The organism is Nocardiopsis coralli, from assembly GCF_014892575.1.
Classification (GTDB): domain Bacteria; phylum Actinomycetota; class Actinomycetes; order Streptosporangiales; family Streptosporangiaceae; genus Nocardiopsis; species Nocardiopsis coralli.
Map to the genome: position 1 here is coordinate 1 of NZ_JADBGI010000033.1, position 19,863 is coordinate 19,863.

General features: G+C 70.3%; 18 protein-coding genes. 9 read left to right on the top strand and 9 right to left on the bottom strand.

Annotated elements, in window-relative coordinates; genetic code table 11:
- Positions 1-967: 967 nt before the first annotated feature.
- The 3 genes from IDM40_RS25545 to IDM40_RS25550 form a co-directional block, all read right to left on the bottom strand.
- Positions 968-1,546 (bottom strand): type I-E CRISPR-associated protein Cas6/Cse3/CasE, encoded by a 579-nt coding sequence (locus IDM40_RS25545; protein WP_193124628.1) that lies wholly within the window; start codon positions 1,544-1,546, stop codon positions 968-970.
- A gap of 146 nt (positions 1,547-1,692) precedes the next feature.
- Positions 1,693-1,821, bottom strand: coding sequence for a DUF397 domain-containing protein (locus IDM40_RS28430; protein ID WP_407940046.1), 129 nt, complete (start codon positions 1,819-1,821; stop codon positions 1,693-1,695).
- Positions 1,781-2,698, bottom strand: a complete 918-nt coding sequence (locus IDM40_RS25550; protein ID WP_407940047.1) for a helix-turn-helix domain-containing protein — start codon at positions 2,696-2,698, stop codon at positions 1,781-1,783. Before IDM40_RS25550 ends, IDM40_RS28430 begins: the two co-directional genes overlap by 41 nt.
- Before the next feature lie 475 nt (positions 2,699-3,173).
- Between IDM40_RS25550 and IDM40_RS25555 the strand changes: the two genes are divergently transcribed.
- The 3 genes from IDM40_RS25555 to IDM40_RS25565 all read left to right on the top strand — a co-directional run bounded on the left by IDM40_RS25555 (position 3,174) and on the right by IDM40_RS25565 (position 4,649).
- Positions 3,174-3,311, top strand: a complete 138-nt coding sequence (locus IDM40_RS25555; RefSeq protein WP_193124629.1) for a hypothetical protein — start codon at positions 3,174-3,176, stop codon at positions 3,309-3,311.
- Between the two features lie 224 nt (positions 3,312-3,535).
- Positions 3,536-3,838: a hypothetical protein gene (locus tag IDM40_RS25560; protein WP_193124630.1), complete on the top strand. Its 303-nt coding sequence runs from the start codon at positions 3,536-3,538 to the stop codon at positions 3,836-3,838.
- Between the two features lie 250 nt (positions 3,839-4,088).
- Positions 4,089-4,649: a hypothetical protein gene (locus tag IDM40_RS25565; RefSeq protein WP_193124631.1), complete on the top strand. Its 561-nt coding sequence runs from the start codon at positions 4,089-4,091 to the stop codon at positions 4,647-4,649.
- 41 nt (positions 4,650-4,690) lie between these two features.
- On the opposite strand, the gene IDM40_RS25570 is transcribed toward IDM40_RS25565, so the two are convergent.
- From IDM40_RS25570 to IDM40_RS25595, 6 genes are all read right to left on the bottom strand, one after another.
- The gene (locus tag IDM40_RS25570) at positions 4,691-5,392 is read right to left on the bottom strand and encodes a hypothetical protein (protein ID WP_193124632.1); all 702 of its coding nucleotides are present in this window, start codon (positions 5,390-5,392) and stop codon (positions 4,691-4,693) included.
- A gap of 75 nt (positions 5,393-5,467) precedes the next feature.
- Positions 5,468-6,502, bottom strand: a complete 1,035-nt coding sequence (locus tag IDM40_RS25575; RefSeq protein WP_193124633.1) for a hypothetical protein — start codon at positions 6,500-6,502, stop codon at positions 5,468-5,470.
- A 66-nt stretch (positions 6,503-6,568) separates the two neighbouring features.
- Entirely contained in the window at positions 6,569-7,075 is a 507-nt protein-coding gene (locus tag IDM40_RS25580; RefSeq protein ID WP_193124634.1) for a hypothetical protein, read from the bottom strand.
- Between the two features lie 21 nt (positions 7,076-7,096).
- Complete coding sequence (locus IDM40_RS25585; protein ID WP_328807127.1) at positions 7,097-7,984, bottom strand: 3-methyladenine DNA glycosylase; 888 nt, start codon at positions 7,982-7,984, stop codon at positions 7,097-7,099.
- Positions 7,985-8,015: 31 nt separating this feature from the next.
- The gene (locus IDM40_RS25590; RefSeq protein ID WP_193124635.1) at positions 8,016-9,800 is read right to left on the bottom strand and encodes a hypothetical protein; all 1,785 of its coding nucleotides are present in this window, start codon (positions 9,798-9,800) and stop codon (positions 8,016-8,018) included.
- A 196-nt stretch (positions 9,801-9,996) separates the two neighbouring features.
- The gene (locus IDM40_RS25595) at positions 9,997-11,055 is read right to left on the bottom strand and encodes a trypsin-like serine peptidase (protein ID WP_193124636.1); all 1,059 of its coding nucleotides are present in this window, start codon (positions 11,053-11,055) and stop codon (positions 9,997-9,999) included.
- Between the two features lie 169 nt (positions 11,056-11,224).
- On the opposite strand from IDM40_RS25595, the gene dxr reads away from it, so the two are divergent.
- The 6 genes from dxr (at position 11,225) to IDM40_RS25625 (ending at position 19,854) form a co-directional block, all read left to right on the top strand.
- Positions 11,225-12,469, top strand: a complete 1,245-nt coding sequence (gene dxr, locus IDM40_RS25600) for a 1-deoxy-D-xylulose-5-phosphate reductoisomerase (protein WP_193124637.1) — start codon at positions 11,225-11,227, stop codon at positions 12,467-12,469.
- A gap of 68 nt (positions 12,470-12,537) precedes the next feature.
- On the top strand, positions 12,538-13,911 hold the full coding sequence (locus tag IDM40_RS25605) for a M50 family metallopeptidase (protein ID WP_193124638.1): 1,374 nt from the start codon (positions 12,538-12,540) through the stop codon (positions 13,909-13,911).
- Between the two features lie 225 nt (positions 13,912-14,136).
- Complete coding sequence (gene ispG, locus IDM40_RS25610; RefSeq protein ID WP_193124639.1) at positions 14,137-15,291, top strand: flavodoxin-dependent (E)-4-hydroxy-3-methylbut-2-enyl-diphosphate synthase; 1,155 nt, start codon at positions 14,137-14,139, stop codon at positions 15,289-15,291.
- 298 nt (positions 15,292-15,589) lie between these two features.
- On the top strand, positions 15,590-17,047 hold the full coding sequence (locus IDM40_RS25615) for an amino acid permease (protein ID WP_193124640.1): 1,458 nt from the start codon (positions 15,590-15,592) through the stop codon (positions 17,045-17,047).
- Positions 17,048-17,281: 234 nt separating this feature from the next.
- Positions 17,282-18,091 (top strand): carbon-nitrogen hydrolase family protein, encoded by an 810-nt coding sequence (locus IDM40_RS25620; RefSeq protein WP_193124641.1) that lies wholly within the window; start codon positions 17,282-17,284, stop codon positions 18,089-18,091.
- Between the two features lie 35 nt (positions 18,092-18,126).
- Positions 18,127-19,854, top strand: a complete 1,728-nt coding sequence (locus IDM40_RS25625) for a flavin monoamine oxidase family protein (RefSeq protein WP_193124642.1) — start codon at positions 18,127-18,129, stop codon at positions 19,852-19,854.
- The last annotated feature ends 9 nt before the right edge of the window (positions 19,855-19,863 follow it).

Here is a 19,863-nt window from a genome sequence, read left to right on the forward strand (position 1 = left end):
CAGCATCAAGACCGACCACGACACCCACCCCCACCAGACAGCCAAGGCCCCGGGGGCGAAGGCCCCTCCGGACTCCACCGGCCCGCCCGACCAGGCCGACGGCGAGGGCGGGGGCGGGGGCGACCCGCCGGGCGACACCGGCCCGCCCTCCGGGTAGACACACCCGCCCGTCCTCCGGCTGAACACCCACACCCCCCCGGGGGCTACGCCTCCGTGGGGTCGGTGCCCCCTGGGGTCGGGGTGTTCACCCATGTCCACGTCATCGGGAGAGCCCGGGGCCCGGAGGTCGCCCGCACAGGTGCCGCCCCGACACTCGATGCTCTGCCGGGAGTGTGCAGGGCTCGGGCAGGCCGCTCGCACGCGTGTCACCCCTGAGACTCAATGCTCTGCCGGGGGCACGCGGGGCCCGGAGGGGCGCACACGCCTGTCACCCCTGACCTCGATACGCCACCGGGAGTGCGGGGGCGGCAGCGGCCTTCGCAGGAGCGAGTAGGGCGCACACGCCCGGACCGTTGGTCGCAATGTGGCCACCACAGGGGGATGGTTGTGCCCACCGTTCCTTTGGCTGCCAGGGGGCCTCGGGGGCGAAGAGGGGTTCGTCGAGGGTGGTCGGGTCAGCCCGGGAACAGGGCCGGAGCGCACACCCCGAGGCGCCGTGATCAACCCACCACCACACCGACACCATCACCGACCAGAGCAAGGATCGGGGGTGGCGCCGAAGCGGGTTGCGCGCAGGCCCGCCGGGCTACGATCCCGACCCCGACGAACCCCGACCCCCGAGGCAACACAGAGATCTCTGGTTCCTCGAAAACAGGTCCTGTACGTCGGCCCTCGGCGCGTCACGTGCTCATCGATCTTCGCGGCGCTCATTGCACGCCCATGCTCAACGCGAGCCCCGCGCCGTCCCGTGCCCTGCGCTTTCGCTGATCCCGCTGCTCCCGCGTTCAGCGCCTGTCCCGCTCAGCGTCTATCGCGCGTCGAGCGGCGTCGTCAGCAGCAGGCCTGCGCCGGTCGCGATGCCGCCGCCGATGCCGTCCAGCTCCAGGTCCTGGAGTGCTTCGCTGTCCTCCACGATCGCTGTGCCGGTGAAGTGGAAGCGCGCGGGCCGGCCGCCCAGGCGCTTCCAGGAGACGTCCTCGATCTGGAGCGCGCCCTCGAGCTTGTGGTCGAGCCAGTCGTCGAAGCCGGACTCCGGAACGGGGACCTTCTTACCGCGCGGACGCGGATTCTCGTTTTCCGCGCTCGGGTCGGCCTTCTTCTGCTTCTGTTCCGTCGGAGCGGTGATGAGTTCCCAGCGCACGGTCTCGCCTTCCGCGTAGCGCGGCATGGGCAGGTAGGTGACCGAGAGCGCGCCGGGGATCTTGCCCCAGGCGGGGGCGGTGTCGGAGCTGACCACGAGGATGGTCGGGGAGATGCGTGCCCAGAGGACGCGGGGGTCGGCGTCGGGGTCGGGGTCGACCGCCTTGCGCACGGCTCGGCCCATCACCGCCCACTGCTCCATTCCGGTGGTGCGCTCGGGGTCGAGGCTGATGCGGCTCAGGTACAAGGCGGTCCGTGTCCGTTCTGCGGTCTGGGTCTTGGATCGTGCGTCGTGGTGACGTCTTCACCGTACGAGCAAAGAGCCCCTGGTCGGTCCCGGTCCCGAACGCACGGAGCCCCGCCCCCGAGTGGGAGGGCGGGGCCGACGGAGGTCTAGCTCCGTGTGGTTTTCAGCTCGTGGAGGAGGGTGGACCACTCGGTGGTGCTGAAGCTGAGGTGGCCGAGGTGGCGGTGCTGGGTGTCACGCACGCTCACCGTCTGCGGGGCCTCCTGGACCTCCACGCAGTGGCCCCCGTCCCCATTGCTGTAGCTCGACTTGTGCCAGTTTCGTGTGTCCATCGACCTTTCCTCGGGCTTCCTTGAGGAACTCTCGTGTTTCCTTCGGGGGGAGTGCGACGCTCTGGAGGCTGCCGAATTTCAAGGACATCCACTCCACCATTCCGGAGTCGGTGACCATGGAACCGGAGACGGGTCCTTCGGCGTAGAGCACTTCTTGCCGGTTCGGCAGTGAGAGCAGGGAGAAGGCCCCATCGAGTCCAGGGTGCTCACGGAAGCGGACTGTAGCAGGCACGACCTGGAGCCGAACGCGTCCCCGGTCCATCAGCTCGATGAGATGGTCCACCTGGCCCGTCAGAATGTCCGGGTCGCCTTCGAGGTCACGAATGACGCCTTCGGTGATGATCGTCCAGATGACCGGTGAACTGGACCCGTGAAGCACCTCTTGGCGGGCGATGCGCTTTTCGACCAGGTCGAGCGCAAAGTCTTCCGTCTCCATCGGGTTGTACGCCTTGATGAGGGCATAGGCGTAGTCCCGCGTCTGGAGCAGGCCCGGGACCAACAGCGGGTGGTAGTCCCGCAGGAGCGAGGCCTGGGGAACGGCCTCCATGAACGTCCCCGCGTACTCCGGGTAACTGCTGCGCAGGACTTCCGGCCACAACGCGACCAGGCTCCCGTCCGCGTCCAACACCTCGTCGGCGCGCTCGACCCAACCCTTGTTCGGGTTGCGCTCGGCGCGCTCGTAGTGACCGATCAATGAACCGGACACGCTGGTTTCACGTCCGAGGGCTCTCTGCGAAATACCGGACATAGTTCGCAGGCGTGCCAATTCCCGACCGAACCTGCGCATGGCCGGATTGTCATGAGGGGAGTTCTGGCCCATGGCAACCAGTCAAACACAGGCTGACTACATATCACCACCGGTTGCCACCATTTCTATGCCCTGGAGCTGGATTCATGGATTCGGGGCGTACGGGCTGGCACCTTCGTTTCATGGCCGAAAAAGACGTGGCGGCAGCCGCTCCCGATAACGCAGGGGGAAGCCTCTCTGTCGCACTCGGTGTGTTGGAAGCGCTGCGCGAAGGGCTGGTGAACCGCCAGGTCTCGGCCGACGTACGCCTTCCCGAGGGATCCCGTACGGGAGATTCTCCGGAGCTGCACGCCTCCATCCCCGGGGCCCGGCGCCCCGTTGTGGTCACCGTTGTGGGGGACCGGTTCCGGTGGTGGCGCGGTCGCGCGGCGACCGGTGGCAGGGGAGGGGCGTCCTGCCCGATCACGCGTCCGTCCCGGGCGGTGGACATGGTCATCCAGGCGGTGAACACCTCATGAGTGTTGTCAGAGAAAGCGCAGGTGAACCGATGATCCGTACCTACGACGCCGACGACCCCGAGGCGGACCTCCCGCTCACCGAGGCGGAGAAGGAGGCCGAAGAAGAAGCCGACCGCCTGCGCGCCGCCCGCAGGTCCGGGCAGGGAAATACCAACGCACCCCTGTGACGGGCTTCGGGTTTCGGGTTCGTTCTGCGCCGGAGAACGCTTCCGGGGTGATGGCCGAAAATGAGGCTGCTGTTTCTGTCCGAGAAGAATCGGGGACCGGCTCTCCCGTGGCATTCAGATACGTGTCCGGCCCGGGACCCGAAGTCGGGGGCGGAACCGAGGTCGGCGCCGGCACGGGCAGCAGTGCACGCAGGGGGGAAGGCCATGCAGGCGGTGAACATCTCGTGAGCGATTCCGTCAGAGAGGGCAGCGGCAGCAGTGACAGAGTCGACCCGGGTGAACACCTAGCCCGGCTCCACACCGCACTCGCCGAGCGGCGCGTTCCCGGGCTGAAACTGGAGCTCGGCCCGACCGGCAACCCCGCCGTGTACACGGCGGGCACCTGCACTCGCGTCCAGGCGGGCTGTTTCCTCATCCACCGCATGTCCCCGCACGGCCAGGTGCTGGAGACCGTCTCTCTCGGGGTGGGGCGTCAGGCCACGGCGATCGCCCTCATCGCGCTGATGTCGGGGGCGCTCACCCTCTGACCCTGCCCCCGGTCCTCCGGGCGCGAACGAGAAACAAAAGGGACAAGGCGCCCAATTCCGAGAACTCGGACAGACGTGAAACTCTCTCATGTAATTCGTGTCCGAAGTTTCACCGGAACGGTTCCGCGGCCCTCGGTGATCGTCTACGCTGGCTTCATCCAACTGAAAACTCGGTGACCCCGCGACGGTTTAGTCCGCCCGGGGTCGCGGCCAGCAACCTCAAACCCTTTAAGACAAAGGAATTGCCAGCATGCCCAAGTGTATCGCTGTCGTGTACGCCGCTGCCCTGAACCTCTTCGGGGCGCTCTTCGGAGCCCTCTTCGCCCGGTCCAAGGGCCGACACCGGAACTACCCCGTGCGCCGCCGCGCCCGGCGGGTCCGCCCCTACGCCCGGCCCCGGCCCGCGGTCCTGCCCCCGGCACAGACCGCCCGGCCCGCCCGGCCCACGCTGAACCCGCCCACCGAACCGGTGCCCGCCGACGAGGTCGCCCTCGTCCGCCCCTACTACGCGGCCCACGAACACGACCTCGCCCAGCAGCGCGCCCTGGTCCGGCTCCGCGCGTGGGGAGCCGACCTGCCCGACCCCGCCGAGGCCCGCACGCACACCACCCGCGCCTACACCCTCGACGAGTACGGGGCAGCCTTCGAACAGAGCGCCGCAACCGCCGACACCTTCCACGTCCCGGCCCCACGCGCGCACGTGCCGCGCATGTCCGCCCGCGTCGACGAACTCCCGCACCTGTCCCGCCTGCGCCGCGCCCAGCAGGAACGCCGTTCCGGGTGCTCCGGGCTCTCCCGAGCGACCGTGTGACGTTGGGGGCCGGGGCCGCTCCTGCCGCCCCGGCGTTCCGGTCAGCGGTTGGAATCGATCTCGGCGAAGATCTCCTCGGCGACCCGCTCGGCCAGCTCGAAGAGCTCGTCCTCCTCCGCCATGGCCGAAGGCTGGTAATCCCCTTCGCCGTCGGGCTCGGCGCCGATGATGCGGTACTTCACCTGCACGTGGGACTGACCGTCGAGCACGTTCAGGTCCACCCCGGTGCCGTCGTCCTCGAACTCGGCGGAGGCGCGCTCACCCAGGTCGATCGACGGGTCGGCCTCGTCCTCCTCCACGGGTAGCACGCCGGGGTCGTTGACCTGGAGGTCCTCGTCGATCTCCAAGGAGTAGGTGACGCTGTAGCTCTGTGCGGGGTCCATGTCGGTGGCGACGGACAGGCAGGTCCCGCGCAGGTGGCCGCGCTCCAACGTCTCCTCGTCCGGAACCCCGTTGTCGGTCTGGTCGAGGCTGCGCGACCCGTCCTCGTCGAGCAGGTCGTCGTAGAGCTCATCGGAGAGCACGTCGCACAGGTCCTCGGGGAAGAGCTGCATGGGGTCGACCAGCTCGACGTCCTGCTCCTGGCCGTCCTGGCCGTCCTGCTCGCCATCGGCCTCGGCGGCCGCTGTGTCCGGCTCCTGCTCGGCGTCGTCGCCACCACCGCAGGCGCTCAGCATCAGGGCGAGAGCGAGACCGCCGGCGACGGTGGGCAGCGCGGGCAGGGGCGTGAGGGCACGCGTCATGGGGGAAGGTCCTTCCTGGTGGATCGAGAGCGGCGACACCTTATCGCCGCGGGCTGCAGGGCCGGGTGTCCGGCCCTACCGGAAGATCTCCTCGACGACCTCCTCGTCCTCACCCGGCTCCGCAGCTCGGATCTGCTCGGCGAGCTCGACCATGTCGATGTCGGGGAACTCGGTCTCCTGGCGGTCGTCCTCGTCGGTGGGCATCACCGTCATGAGCGTGGCTGCGCCCCCGTCCGTGAACTCGGTGCGGGCCTCGAACCGGTCCTGGGTGTTGCTGGACATGTCCGCGATGACGATGTCGCCGTGTTCCTCGCAGGGCTGATCGCCGCCGTCGGACTCGCACAGGGAATAGAGCGGTGTCCACCCCGTCTCGGCGATCTCCTCCATGGACTCGCTCTGCAGAGCGAGGGAGAACCCCTCCAATTCGGGGGAAGGATCGGTCGGCTCGTAGTCGATCGAGGCCGTGCCGAGTTCCTCGTCCACCCACATGCCGGTCGGTTCCCATCCGTCCAGATCCAGCACCGCGATCTCGTGGGGGAAGTCGGAAACGTCCTGCGAGAGCGCCTCCTTGCTCTCCTCCTGCTTCCGCCCGTCGAGCCACAGGGTCACACCGACGATCAGCAGGACCGCCCCGAGAATCGCCCCGAGGGCGAAGAAGAGACGGTTGCGGTCCGCGCCCATTTCCCCGGCCACCGAGAAGACAAAAACGCCGAGCAGGGAGAACCCCAGGCACACCAGGGGCAGGGGCATGGGCAATTCGACGTTCATGAAGATCGGAAACAGCGTGACGAAGATGCCCGCAACCATCGCCGTGCTCAGAACGATCGGGAACTGCCAAGGGAGGGGCTCGTCGCGGCCTTCCAGGATCCATTGCAGCCAGAAGTGCGCACCGCCGATGACCACCGCGGCGCCGAGCACGAACAGCACCGCGAAGCTCGCTTCGTCGTACATCATCCCCATCAGGGCGAAGAAGCCGACGACCATGAGGGCAGTACCGCCGACGAGGGGGTACAGAGCGACGAACCAGAACTTCGGACCGTCGGCGCTCCTGGGGCTCTCGGTGCTCTCGGAGGGTTCGGTGTTCTCGGGGGACTGCGGGGGAGTGCTCATGGTTGGACGCTACGGTCCGGGCCCGGCCGGGCACCTGAGCCCGTGTACTCATATCCGCCGTCCGCGTCAGGAGCCTTCGTCGGCCCGAACACACGGGGAGTAGCCCGAGAGCGATGGGCGACCGTCCTGGCCCACCAAGAACTTCACGCGGAAGCGGTCCTCTCGGTTCGTGGCCTCGATCTGTAGCGTCTCTGGGCGGTCATCCCTCGTGATCTCCCAGTCTCCGGTCTGCCACAGGGCGTGGAGAGCATCGGCCATCTCCTCGTTCCTGTCCTCCGGCGCCCCATCCACCCAGAACGAATGACGCACCTGCACGGTGCGGTCCTTGTCGCCCGGTTCGCCCTCGCACGGGGGGAAGGCCGGATCGTTCACCGATGAGAGCTCGACGTCCACGGGAAGCTCGTCCGCGGCCCGGTCGACGTACTCTTCGATCCGCTCCTCGGCCTGGGGCTGGTTCAGGTCACTCTCCGGCTCTGGCGCTTCTCGGTCGGCGCACGAGGCAGACACGAGCGCCAGCGTGAGAACGCTCATCGTGGCGAGCACGGCTCGGAACCGTGGTGGTTCGGGGGTCACGGCTCTCCTCGGGGTGGAAGGTCACGGGGGCGTGATGCCGCGCAGCACCGCGATGGCGTCCAGCAAGCGTGCGCGCAGCACCTCGCCGCGCTCGGCGAAGTCGCGCTGGTACTCCATGTAGTCCGCCTTGCCCTCGGCGGTCTCGATGCGCACCGGCTCGTACCCCCACTCGCGCAGGTCGTACGGCGAGGCGCGCATGTCCAGGGTCCGGATCTCGCGCGAGAGCTCGAAGCAGTCCACGACCAGCTCGGACGGCACCGCGGGCAGCAGCTTGTACGCCCACTTGTACAGGTCCATGTTGGCGTGCAGGCACCCCGGCTGGTCCAGCTCCACCTGCCGGTCGCGGGTGGGCTGCAGGGTGTTGCGCGGGCGCGCTTCCTCGGTGAAGAACCGGAACGCGTCGAAGTGCGAGCACTGCACCCGGTGCGACTCCACGACCCGGTCGGTGCCCTCGTGCCCCAACCGCAGCGGCACCTGCCCGTGGCGCACCTCGGAGGTGCGGTAGACCATCGCCCACTCGTGCAGCCCGAAACACCCCAGGTGGGCGGGGCGCGAGGCGACCCCGTCCAGCAGGCGTTCGACGAAGTCCACGACCCGGCGCGCGTCCAGGAACGCCGCGCGGTCCAGCGCCACGCCCCCGTCGGCCTCGGCGTAGAACCGCTGTTCCAGGAACTCGCGCGCCCCGCCGCCGAGCAGCACCGTGCCCGCGCCGGGGTGCCAGCGCCGCAGCTGGGCGGGCTTGAGGTTGTAGTACGTGAACAGGAAGTCCTCGACGGGGTGGCGCTCGCCCGCGGCGCGGCGGCGCCGGTGGTCGGCGGTGAGCGCGTCCACGCGGGCGGCGTGCTGCTCGGCCCGCTCGCGCCACTGTTCCTCGCGCAGCTCCCCGCGCACCACACCCGTTTCCGTCACGGGCTCCAGGGTACGCACGCGCGTCGGCCGGTCAGTTCGACTGCTGCACGGGCAGGTGGCGGCCCAGGTACCCCACGTAGATGCGGTTGGTGGTCCCGTCGCCCAGGTGCGGATAGAAGTACAGCCGCGGGCAGATGCCGTGTTCGGTGTCGAGCTTGATGTGGGCGTACATCGGCACACGCCCGCTCGGGTCGACCTCCTGGGGCACCCGGAACAGGCGTTTGTCGTTGAGCTTGCCGCGGTTGCGCACGTAGTCCGACTCCTGCGAGGCCAGCCGCTTGACGGGGATGACCCGGTACCCGTCGGGGCTCCGGCGCAGGTACGAGTGGAACCCGAGCCCGGAACCGGGGTGCTCGAACTGGTAGCGGGCGTAGTCGTCCAGCGCGAGCATCGCCTGCCACGCCCGCGTCACCCACAGGCTCTCCTTGTGGCTGTCGACCAGTTCCTCGACGGTGTGGTTGTCGATGGTGAAGAACAGGTGCGGCAGCGCGGTGCCGTCGGTGATGCGTTCCAGCAGCTCGCGCACGTTGTTGGGCGGACGCGGGCTGGGGTCGGGCGGCGGCGCGGTCGCCGCGAGGCGGTACAGGCCGGCCTCGCGCACACGTTCGCGCAGCCACCCCACCTCGTGGCGGGCGGCGCGCGCCTGGTCCTCGGCGGCCCCGGCCTCCTCCGTGAGGTCGGCGGTGCCGGCGAGCAGTTCCTGGCGTTCGTCGGTGAGTTCCTCCACGCGTGCGTTGAGGCGTTTGACCTCGTCCCGCAGGCGTTGGAGCTGCTGTTCCTGCTGCTCGAGCTCGGCCGCCGGGACCCACCCCTCACCCGGGGGCGCCGCGCGCGACGCCTCGGGCCCGGGATGGGGCGGCCGTGCGGGCACGGGGCGTTTCGGTGTGGCGCGCAGGTCGTCGGTCTCCTCGGAGAGCAGCGCGTCGATGGCGCGCAGCGGTTCGGGCAGGCCCACGGCGAGGGCGTTGTCGCGCACCTTGCGGGCCAGCGCCGCACCCACCCAGGCGCGTAGGCGGTCGCCGTCGCGGGCGGCGCCCAGGCCTGCGGGGCTCATGCGCGGATGCTGCTCCGGGTCGGGCTCCTCGCCGCCGAACGGTAACAGGGTGCGCACGCCCCCTCCCGGCACGTCCAACCCCGCCGGGAGCAGGGCGTCGACGCGGGTGCGGGCGGCGGCGTCGAGCACGTAGGCGCTGCACATGCCCGCGCTGCGGTTGAGGGCCCCGCCGATGGCCTCGCGCCAGGCGGGCACGGTCACGTCGGGGGGTGCGCCGGTGGCGACCACGGCCAGGCGGCGGTCGGGGTCCTTCACCGTGGAGACGAACGCGTCGACCGTCCCGTGGTCGCGGCCGCGCACGATCACGGGTGCCGAGGCCAGCAGGTGGCGGCCGTCGTGGGCGGGCACGGACTCCAGGAGCATGCGCGCGGCCTCGGGCGGCATGACCTCCCACCGCGGCGGTTCGGTGCCGCCCTTGACGTGTTCGTGGCGCGGGTCGACCGCCATGTCCAGCCACGCGTAGTGCCAGGGGGCGAGGTCGGGGTCGGTGACCACGGTGACGGCGGTGCGCCACGTGCCGTCCGGTTTGTCGGACTCCGTGGTCAGTCGCAGGAACGAGAGCCCTTCCTCGGGGTTGTCGTGGCGTACCACCAGGGCCCGCGACCGGTTGCTCAGCTCGTGGCATCCCGAGGCGTCGAAGGACACCCGCGCACCGGAGTTGCCGCGCTTGCCCAGCCACCGGTGGAGGATCTGCGCGGCCGTGCTCACCAGGTCCTCGTCCCCCCGGGGGACGGTGACGAGTGTGCGGTAGACAAGCGGCAACGAACCACGCTCCGGTCTCCCATCGGCGTCGCGGACCCGAGGGACCGGCGGGAGAACGGCGCGTGCGGCGCCCTCGGTCCCACCACTGTGGACGACGGCGCCGGATACGTCGACCGGTCGGCCCAAGATCCCTTGTCCTGCTGTTTACCCAGCAGAGCGCGTTCCGTACCGGTGCCGCCGGCGCCGCCGCGGCGCGTCAGAGCTGTTGCGCGTTGTCGAACAGCTGCTGTGCCTCCGTGCCCAGACGCGGTCCGTACTGGGTGCTGAGGTCGTCGGCGTACTTGAAGCTGATCACCGAGGAGACCGTGCCCTCGCCGGTGGCGGGGTCGAAATCGGTGAGCCAGGGGCCGCCGCTGGAGCCCTGCGTCATGTCGCACGCCATGCCGCTGGCGGTGGTGCCGCCGGTGTCCGGGGTCGTGGTCCCGGCGCAGTAGTGCAGCTCGCGGCCGTCGAACGGGGAGGCGGCCGGGTACCCGAACGCGTGCACCTGCACGCCGGCCTGGCTCTGCCCCTGGCTCCAGGTGCTGAAGGAGATGTCCTGGGCGCCGACGCGGTCCTGCACGGTCTCGCCGCCCTCGGTGTTGACCACCGCCATCGCCACGTCGTAGCTGTCGTCGGCCTGCTCCGACCACTGGGGGCTGACGAGCAGGTCGCGGGCGGTGTAACGGCCGTGGGGGGCGTCGCCGTCGGAGTAGGCCGGAACGAAGGTCCAGTTCTCCGCCCACGAGCCCGTGCCGTCCTTGGCGCAGTGCCCGGCCGTGACCAGGGTGCTGGCGTTCTGCGAGTCCACGACCGAGGCCGAGCAGGTGAAGTCGCGCCCGTCCATGGTCAGGAACACCTTGCCGGTGGTGCGGGTGACCAGGCCCCCGCCGGTCCACGGGTCGCCGGTGCTGTCGGCCCCGGGGTCGGTCTGCGGTTCGATGTCGTCGTCGGGGGCGAGCAGGCCGTCGGCGCCCTCGACGGCCTCGCCGACCAGCCCTGCGATGGGGGTCGCGTCGGCCATGCGCTCGGGTGTCCAGTAGTCGAGGACCTCGCGCTCGCGGGCGGGGTCGGAGGCGGCCGTGCGGTGCTCGACCCCCTCGTCGACGCTCACGGCCTGTGTGGACGTGTCGCCCTGGCCGGGGGCGGCCATGTGTACGGCCTGTTCGACGGCGTCGACGGGGCCGGGAAGGGAATCGGTGACGGCGAGTCCGGTCACGAGGAGGCCTGCGGCAGTGACCGGGGCGAGGATCGCATACGCGGTGGACGAGGTCATGGCCCCGATCCTTGCACACTTGGCGTAGCGCTGTGACTACTTTGGGTTTGTGTCGGTCCGGAATCGGGAAAACGGCGGGCCGATCCGAAAGCGCCCGGACGTGCACGTCCCGGCGCCCCCGCCGCCCTCCCCGGACGAGCGCTCCGCGCGGTGCCGCACAATTGGAGCCGTGCGAGAAGAACACCAGCGAACAGCAGTCGTCCTCGGCTCCACCGGCTCGATCGGGACCCAGGCCCTCGACATCGTCCGACGCAACCCCGACCGCTTCCGCGTGGTCGGGCTCGCCGCCGGGGGAGGCCGCCTCGACCTCCTCGCCGAGCAGGCCGCCGAACTCGGCGTGCCCGCGGTCGCCGTCGCCGACCCCGAACGCGCGCCGGAACTCACCCGCATGCTGGAGGCCCACGGCTCACACGCGAAGGTCCTGGCCGGGGCCGAAGGGGTCGCCGAACTCGCCGCCGCCGAGTGCGACGTCGTGCTCAACGGCATCACCGGCGCCCTCGGCCTGGAGTCCACCCTCGCCGCCCTGCGCGCCGGGCGCCGCCTGGCCCTGGCCAACAAGGAGTCGCTCATCATCGGCGGCCCGCTCGTGCGCGAGCTGGCCGAACCCGGCCAGATCGTGCCCGTGGACTCCGAGCACTTCGCCATCGCACAGTGCTTCCCGTACCTGCCCGACGACGACCTCGCGAGCCCCGCGCAGGGCCTGGTGCGCGCCCGCCGCAGCGAGGTGCGCCGCCTCGTCGTCACCGCCAGCGGCGGCCCCTTCCGCGGACGCACCCGCGCCGAACTGGCCGGCGTCACGCCCGAGCAGGCGATGAACCACCCCACCTGGAGCATGGGCCCGGTCATCACCGTCAACTCCGCGACCCTGGTCAACAAGGGTCTGGAGGTCATCGAGGCCAATCTGCTCTTCGACGTGCCCTTCGACGACATCGAGGTGGTCGTCCACCCGCAGTCGATCGTGCACTCCATGGTCGAGTACGTGGACGGCTCCACCCTCGCCAAGGCCAGCCCGCCCAGCATGACCATCCCGATCGCCTGGGGCCTGGGCGCACCCGACCGGGTTCCGGACGCCGGTGCTTCCCTCGATTGGACCCGCGCGCAGAGCTGGACCTTCGAACCCCTCGACCACGAGGCCTTCCCGGCGGTGCGGCTGGCCGCCGAGGTCGGGCGCACCGGCGGCACCGCCCCGGCCGTCTACAACGCGGCGAACGAAGAGGCCGTCGACGCCTTCCTGGGCGGAAAGCTCGCGTTCGCTTCCATCATGGACACCGTCGCCCGGGTAGTCTCTGAGCATCAGCGGACCGACCACCCCGGGGGTGCGCCCTCCGCCAAGGCTCTGACCTTGGACGACGTCTATTCCGCTGACACCTGGGCTCGCGCGCGGGCACGTGAACTGTTGACGAGCCGCCCCTGACGCCTCGGCCCCCTGTCCAACGGGTCCCGGTGGCGCCGAGGAGCTGACTTCGGCTTGAGGAGAGGTACATGGTCGTCCTGCTGACCGTGGTCGGGATCATCCTTTTTGTCCTCGGACTGCTGTTCTCGATCGCCTGGCACGAGCTGGGCCACCTCTCCACGGCCAAGATGTTCGGCATCAAGTGCACCGAGTACATGGTCGGGTTCGGCAAGACCCTGTGGTCGTTCCGGCGGGGCGACACCGAGTACGGCGTCAAGGCCGTGCCGCTCGGCGGGTTCGTGCGCATGGTCGGCATGATCCCGCCGGCCAGGCGCAGTGCCGTCGCGGCCGGCGACACCAGCGCCCGCAAGATGTCCCGGTGGCGGGCGATGGCCGAGGACTCCCGCGAGGCCTCCTACATCGAGCTCGAACCCGGCGACGAGAACCGGCAGTTCTACCAGCGCTCCCCGTGGAAGCGCCTCATCGTCATGTTCGCCGGCCCCGGCATGAACGTGATCCTGGCGGCGATCCTGCTGGCCGTGCTCTTCATGGGCATCGGCATCCCCAAGGAGACCACTACCGTCGGCGAGGTCAACGAGTGCATGGCGCCCGCCGACACCCAGATCGAGAGCTGTGAGGACCCCGGCGCCCAGCCCACCCCCGCCGCCGAGGCCGGGATCCTGCCCGGCGACCGCATCGTCTCCATCGACGGCGAGGCCACCCCCGAGTGGAACGACGCCAACCAGAAGATCCGCACCTCCCTGGGCAGCACCGCCTTCGAGGTCGAGCGCGACGGCGAGACCTTCCGCACCGACGTCGACATCGTCGAGAACGAGCTCCCCGCACGCGACGCGTCCGGCGAGATCATCTACGAGACCGACGCCGAGGGCGACAACGTCTACGACGACGACGGCCGCAGGGTCATGCAGACCGAGACCGTCGGGTTCCTCGGCATCGTCTTCGAGCAGGAACGCGCCCGCCTCGGCCCGGTCGAGTCCGCCCAGGAGATGGGCACCATGCTCGTCGCCGTCGGTGAGGCGCTGGTGGCCCTGCCCAGCAAGGTCCCCGAGGTCTTCGGCGCCGCCTTCCTCGGCGAACAGCGCACCGAGGACTCCCCGGTCGGCATTGTCGGTATCTCCCGCATCGGCGGCGAGATCATGTCGCAGGGCCTGCCCGTGGCCGACACCGCCGCGATCATGCTGCAGATCCTGGCGGGCGTGAACCTCTTCCTGTTCGCCTTCAACATGCTGCCGATCCTGCCGCTGGACGGCGGGCACATGGCCGGGGCGATCTGGGAGTCCATCAAGCGCAACGCCGCCCGGCTGTTCAAGCGGCCCGACCCAGGACCGGTCGACGTCGCCCTGCTGACACCGGTGGCCTATGTCGTGGTGGCGTGTTTCCTCGTCTTCAGCGTGATCCTGCTCGTGGCCGACCTCATCAACCCCGTGCGCCTCTTCGGGTGACCTGCGCCTCGGAACCCCTGTGGATCTGGTCTCTCTGGGCAGGTACCGCGCCGAGTACAGGTAACCTTGAGGTCGCGTTCCGGGAACAGCAATGGTGCGGCGATCACGAGGTCGGACGCGGCAGAGGTCCCGGTCGCGGCGCCGAGCACACAGCCGGACGCCCTCTGACGCAACGGACGAATCCATGGGCCGCCCCCCTCCGGCGGCAGACGAGGTGAATCAAGCGTGACGAGCATCGATCTCGGCATCCCCGCAACCCCGCCGCGCCCGCTGGCGAACCGGCGCAAGACGCGGCAGATCATGGTCGGGAACGTCCCCGTGGGCGGGGACGCCCCGGTGTCCGTGCAGTCGATGACCACCACCAAGACCTCCGACATCAACTCGACCCTTCAGCAGATCGCCGAGCTGACCGCCTCGGGCTGCCAGATCGTGCGCGTCGCGGTGCCCACCAACGACGACGCCGAGGCGCTGCCGATCATCGCGCAGAAGTCGAAGATCCCCGTGATCGCCGACATCCACTTCCAGCCCAAGTACGTGTTCCAGGCGATCGAGGCCGGCTGCGCCGCGGTGCGCGTCAACCCGGGCAACATCAAGAAGTTCGACGACAAGGTCGCCGAGATCGCCAAGGCCGCCTCCGACGCCGGCACCCCGATCCGGATCGGCGTCAACGCGGGCTCCCTGGACAAGCGCCTGCTGGAGAAGCACGGCAAGGCCACCCCGGAGGCGCTGGCCGAGTCGGCGCTGTGGGAGTGCTCGCTGTTCGAGGAGCACGGGTTCCGCGACATCAAGATCTCCGTCAAGCACAACGACCCCGTCGTGATGGTCAACGCCTACCGGCTGCTGGCCGAGAAGTGCGACTACCCGCTGCACCTGGGCGTGACCGAGGCCGGGCCCGCCTTCCAGGGCACCATCAAGTCCTCGGTGGCCTTCGGCGCGCTGCTCTCGGAGGGCATCGGCGACACCATCCGCGTCTCCCTGTCGGCCCCGCCGTCGGAGGAGGTCAAGGTCGGTGCGCAGATCCTGGAGTCGCTGGGCCTGCGCGAGCGCGGCCTCGAGATCGTCTCCTGCCCGAGCTGCGGCCGCGCCCAGGTCGACGTCTACAAGCTCGCCGACGAGGTCACGGCCGGTCTGGAGGGCATGGAGGTGCCCCTGCGCGTGGCCGTCATGGGCTGCGTCGTCAACGGCCCCGGTGAGGCCCGCGACGCCGACCTCGGTGTGGCCTCCGGCAACGGCAAGGGCCAGATCTTCGTCAAGGGCGAGGTCATCAAGACCGTGCCGGAGTCGCAGATCGTGGAGACCCTCATCGAGGAGGCCATGCGCATCGCCGAGGAGATGGGCGAGGACGTCGGAGAGGGCGAGCCCTCGGTCGCCGTCGGCTGACACCCGCACCGCAAGACTTCACGACGGCCGTCCCGGAACGCCCCGGGGCGGCCGCCGTCGTGTGCGGGGCTGTGACGTCGGCCACGGGGAACGCGCGATCGTTGCGTGTGCGCGCACGATCCCGCCGCCCGAACCGTGCATACGTGCGTAAAGCGGTGCTGACTACGCATGAACCACCCTTAACCTCGTTGTGGGCACATGCGGGCTGTTCGAGGGAGGAACAGTCCGGCGCTCCCCACCGTCCGCACATACGGCGGGACACCTGTGCCACCCCAGCCACAAGCCGAGGAGAATCCCCGTGGTCGACCAGAAGGCCCCCGAGCGCACCACCCCCGCGCTCCGGGAGCGTCTCTCGCGCCGCAAGCCCATCGAAAAACTCGTGGCCGAGACCAACGGCCCCGAAGCGGGCGGCCTGCGACGACACCTGGGCTTCTGGCACCTGTCGATGATCGGCATCGGCGCGACCATGGGGACCGGCATCTTCGTGGTCCTGGGCGAGGCCGTGCCCGTCGCCGGGCCCGCGATCATCCTGTCGTTCGTGCTCGCCGGCCTGACCGCGCTGTTCTCCGCGCTCGCCTACGCCGAGATGGCCGGGATGATCCCCGCCTCCGGGTCGGCCTACTCCTACAGCTACGCCACCATGGGCGAGTTCATGGCCTGGGTGTGCGGCTGGTGTCTGATGCTGACCTACGGCGTCTCGGTGGCGGCGATCGGCGTCGGGTGGGGCCAGTACATCAACGAGTTCCTGTATCTGACCACGGGCCTGACCCTGCCGCAGGAGTTCCTGGTCGGCCCGATGGAGGGCGGCGTGATGAACGTGCCGGCCGCCATCGTGGTGCTGCTGGCCATGTTCGCGCTGCTCGCGGGCGTGCGGGAGAGCACCCGCGTCAACGCCGTCATGGTCGTCATCAAGGTCGCGATCCTCGTCATGTTCATCGCGATCGCCATCACCGCCGTGGAGGACGGCAACTTCGCGCCGTTCATGCCGATGGGCATGGCCGGGGTGAGCGCCGCCGGTGCCACGCTGTTCTTCTCCTACATCGGGTTCGACTCGGTCTCCACCGCCAGCGAGGAGTCCAAGAACCCGCAGCGCGACCTGCCCCGCGCCATCATGTTCTCGCTGATCCTGGTCACGGCCGTGTACTGCCTCGTGGCCTTCACCGCCGTCGGCGCGATGAACTGGACCCGCTTCTCCGACGGTGAGACCACGCTCGCCGGCATCCTCACCGTGGTCACCGGAACCCCGGTGTGGGCGGTCGTCTTCGCGGGCGGTGCCGTCCTGGCCCTGGCGAGCGTCGTGCTCGTGGTGCTCTACAGCCAGACCCGCATCCTCTACGCGATGTCGCGCGACCGCCTCATCCCCGGCGTCTTCTCGAAGGTCGACGCCAACGGGACCCCGCGCGCGAACACCGTCATCACGTCGGTCTTCATCGCCGCGCTGGCCGGGCTCGTGCCGCTGGGCCCGCTCGCCGACGCGACCTCGATCGGGACACTCTTCGCGTTCGCGCTGGTCAACGTCGCCGTGCTCGTGCTGCGCCGCACCCGCCCCGACCTGCCGCGTGCGTTCCGGGTGCCCGGTGCCCCGGTCACGCCGGTCCTGGGTGTGTTCGCGTGTGCGTTCCTGATGTTCAGCATGGCGGGCAGCGTCTGGATCGCCTTCGGCGCCTGGCTCGCGCTCGGCCTGGTCATCTACTTCGGTTACGGGATGCGCCGCTCCGCCCTGGAGGACGACGCCGCTGCCGAGGTCCGCGCCTGAACCGTCCGGGGCCGCCACGAGGCCGGGCCCCCGGGCACGAGAGCACCACGCGCCCCGCGTTCCCACGACCGGAACGCGGGGCCTCGTGCGTCCGGGACAGCCACCGCACAACGATCACGGCACGGACGCCGGAGATACGCAGCGAAGTGACCGCCCGACACACGTTCTGCGCGCGGCCGCCGCCCTAGAGTGGGCGAGGCCCACCGGACAGCGCACGAACGTGGAGGCGGCCCCATGGCAGCAACAGCACTGCGCGTCGCCCTGGACCAGGGCACCGGCCCCAGCGGCGACACCGACGCCGCGATCGCCCGCCTGGCCGATCGCGCCCGCGCGGCGGCCGCCGCCGGCGCACACCTGCTCCTGACCCCCGAGATGTCGATGACCGGCTACGCCCTGGGCGCCGCCGGGACCGCACGCCGCGCCGAACCCGCCGACGGCCCTCTCCGCCGCGCCGTCTCCGAGATCGCCGCCCGCACCGGGGTCGCGATCGTGTACGGGTTCCCCGAACGCGACGGCGAGCACGTGTACAACACGGTCCAGCTCGTCGACGACCGTGGCACCGCCCTTGCCGCCTACCGCAAGACCCACCTCTTCGGCGACCTCGACCGCAGCGCCTTCACCCCCGGAGACAGGCTCGTCGTCCAGGCCGACCTGCACGGCCACCGCATCGGCCTGCTCGTCTGCTACGACGTCGAGTTCCCGGAGGCCGTGCGCGCGCACGCCCTCGCCGGCAGCGACCTGGTCGCCGTGCCCACCGCGCTCATGGCTCCCAACACCGCCGTGGCCACCCTGCTCGCGCCCGCCCGCGCCCTGGAGAACCAGCTCCACCTGGCCTACGTGAACCGCTGCGACACCGAGGGCGAACTCGACTACGTCGGGCTGAGCACGCTCGTGGCCCCCGACGGCACCGAACTCCTGCGCGCGGGCGCGGGGGAGGCCCTCCTGGTCGCCGACCTGGACCCCCGGGCGGCCGACGCCACCCAGGACCACCTGTCCTACCTGGGCGACCGACGCCCGAACCTGTACGGGCCGCTCACCCGCTGAGCCCGCCCCCTGCCCCCACACCGAAGGAGGAGGCCATGACCTCTGCCGTGCCCACGTCCGCCGGGACCGCGCCCGCGGGGGCCGAGCCCCGGGGCAGCGCTCCGCTCACCATGAACGGCCCCGACTTCCCGTTCGCCTACGACCGGTTCCTGGCCCACCCGGCCGGGCTCGGCCAGGTGCCCGCCGAGGCCCACGGCACCGAGGTCGCCGTCATCGGCGGCGGGATGTCCGGGATCGTCGCCGCCTTCGAACTCCTGCGCATGGGTCTGCGCCCCGTCGTGTACGAGGCCGACCGCATCGGCGGACGCCTGCGCACCGAGCGCCTGCCCGGTGCCCCCGAGGAGGTCGTCGCCGAGATGGGCGCCATGCGCTTCCCGCCGTCCTCGACCGCGTTCCGGCACTACCTCGACATGGTCGGGCTGCAGACCCAGCCCTTCCCCAACCCGCTGTCGCCGGGCGCCCCCAGCACCGTGGTCGACCTCAAGGGCGAGACCCACTACGCCAACGACCTCGACGACCTTCCCGAGGTCTACCGCGAGGTGGCCCGCGCCTGGGACGAGACGCTGGAGGGCGTCGAGCACACCCGGATGCAGCAGGCGATCCGCGAGGGCGACGTGGCCACCCAGAAGCAGATCTGGAACCGGCTGGTCGAGCGGCTCGACGACCAGACCTTCTACGGGTTCCTGTGCCAGGCGCCCTCGTTCGCGTCCTCGTTCCGGCTGCGGGAGATCTTCGGCCAGGTCGGGTTCGGCACCGGCGGGTGGGACACCGACTTCCCCAACTCGATCCTGGAGATCCTGCGCGTCACCTACACGGGCGCCGACGACGACCACCGCAGCGTCGTCGGCGGGGTGCAGCGGCTGCCCGAGCGGCTGTGGTCCCTGGCGCCGGACAAGACCGTGCACTGGGCGCAGGGCACCTCGCTGGAGACGCTGCACCCGGACGGCCCACGTCCCGCCGTGACCGCGATGCGCCGTACCCACGCCCCGGGTGACCCCGCCGGCAACATCACGGTCACCGACGCCTCGGGTTCCACGCGCACGTTCCGGTCCGCGGTCTTCACAGCGCAGAGCTGGATGCTGCTCGCCAAGATCGACGCCGACGAGGACCTGCTGCCCATCGACCACTGGTCCGCGGTCGAACGCACGCACTACATGGAGTCGGCGAAGCTGTTCGTCCCGGTGGACCGGGCGTTCTGGCGCGACAAGGACCCGGAGACGGGCCGCGACACGATGAGCATGACCCTGACCGACCGCATGACCCGGGGCACCTACCTCCTGGAGGGGCCGGACCCGGACGGGCCCGCGGCGATCTGCCTGTCCTACACCTGGTGCGACGACTCCCTGAAGTGGCTGCCGCTGTCGGCGGGGGAGCGCCTGGAGGTCATGCTCTCCTCGCTGGCCAAGATCTACCCGGGCGTGGACATCCGCTCCCACATCACCGGCGACCCCGTGACCATCTCGTGGGAGGACGAGCCCTACTTCCTGGGTGCGTTCAAGGCCAACCTTCCGGGCCACTACCGGTACCAGCGGCGCCTGTTCACCCACTTCGTCCAGCGCGATCTGGAACCGCGCCACCGCGGCCTGTTCCTGGCCGGCGACGACGTGTCGTGGACCGCCGGGTGGGCCGAGGGCGCGGTGCAGACCGCACTCAACGCGGTCTGGGGCGTGATGAACCACTTCGGGGGCGCGACCGACCCGGCCAACCCAGGCCCGGGCGACGAGTTCGACGAGCTGGCCCCGGTGGCGCTGCCCGAGGACTGAGGGCGAACA

What these genes read in the sequence shown, in the direction of transcription:
- IDM40_RS25620 (WP_193124641.1), top strand. Translation starts at nt 17,282, where the DNA reads ATGGCAGCAACAGCACTGCGCGTCGCCCTGGACCAGGGCACCGGCCCC.
- IDM40_RS25625 (WP_193124642.1), top strand. Translation starts at nt 18,127, where the DNA reads ATGACCTCTGCCGTGCCCACGTCCGCCGGGACCGCGCCCGCGGGGGCC.
- IDM40_RS25595 (WP_193124636.1), bottom strand. Translation starts at nt 11,055, where the DNA reads ATGACCTCGTCCACCGCGTATGCGATCCTCGCCCCGGTCACTGCCGCA.
- IDM40_RS25565 (WP_193124631.1), top strand. Translation starts at nt 4,089, where the DNA reads ATGCCCAAGTGTATCGCTGTCGTGTACGCCGCTGCCCTGAACCTCTTC.
- IDM40_RS25555 (WP_193124629.1), top strand. Translation starts at nt 3,174, where the DNA reads ATGATCCGTACCTACGACGCCGACGACCCCGAGGCGGACCTCCCGCTC.
- IDM40_RS25605 (WP_193124638.1), top strand. Translation starts at nt 12,538, where the DNA reads ATGGTCGTCCTGCTGACCGTGGTCGGGATCATCCTTTTTGTCCTCGGA.
- IDM40_RS25575 (WP_193124633.1), bottom strand. Translation starts at nt 6,502, where the DNA reads ATGAGCACTCCCCCGCAGTCCCCCGAGAACACCGAACCCTCCGAGAGC.
- IDM40_RS25570 (WP_193124632.1), bottom strand. Translation starts at nt 5,392, where the DNA reads ATGACGCGTGCCCTCACGCCCCTGCCCGCGCTGCCCACCGTCGCCGGC.
- IDM40_RS25550 (WP_407940047.1), bottom strand. Translation starts at nt 2,698, where the DNA reads ATGGGCCAGAACTCCCCTCATGACAATCCGGCCATGCGCAGGTTCGGT.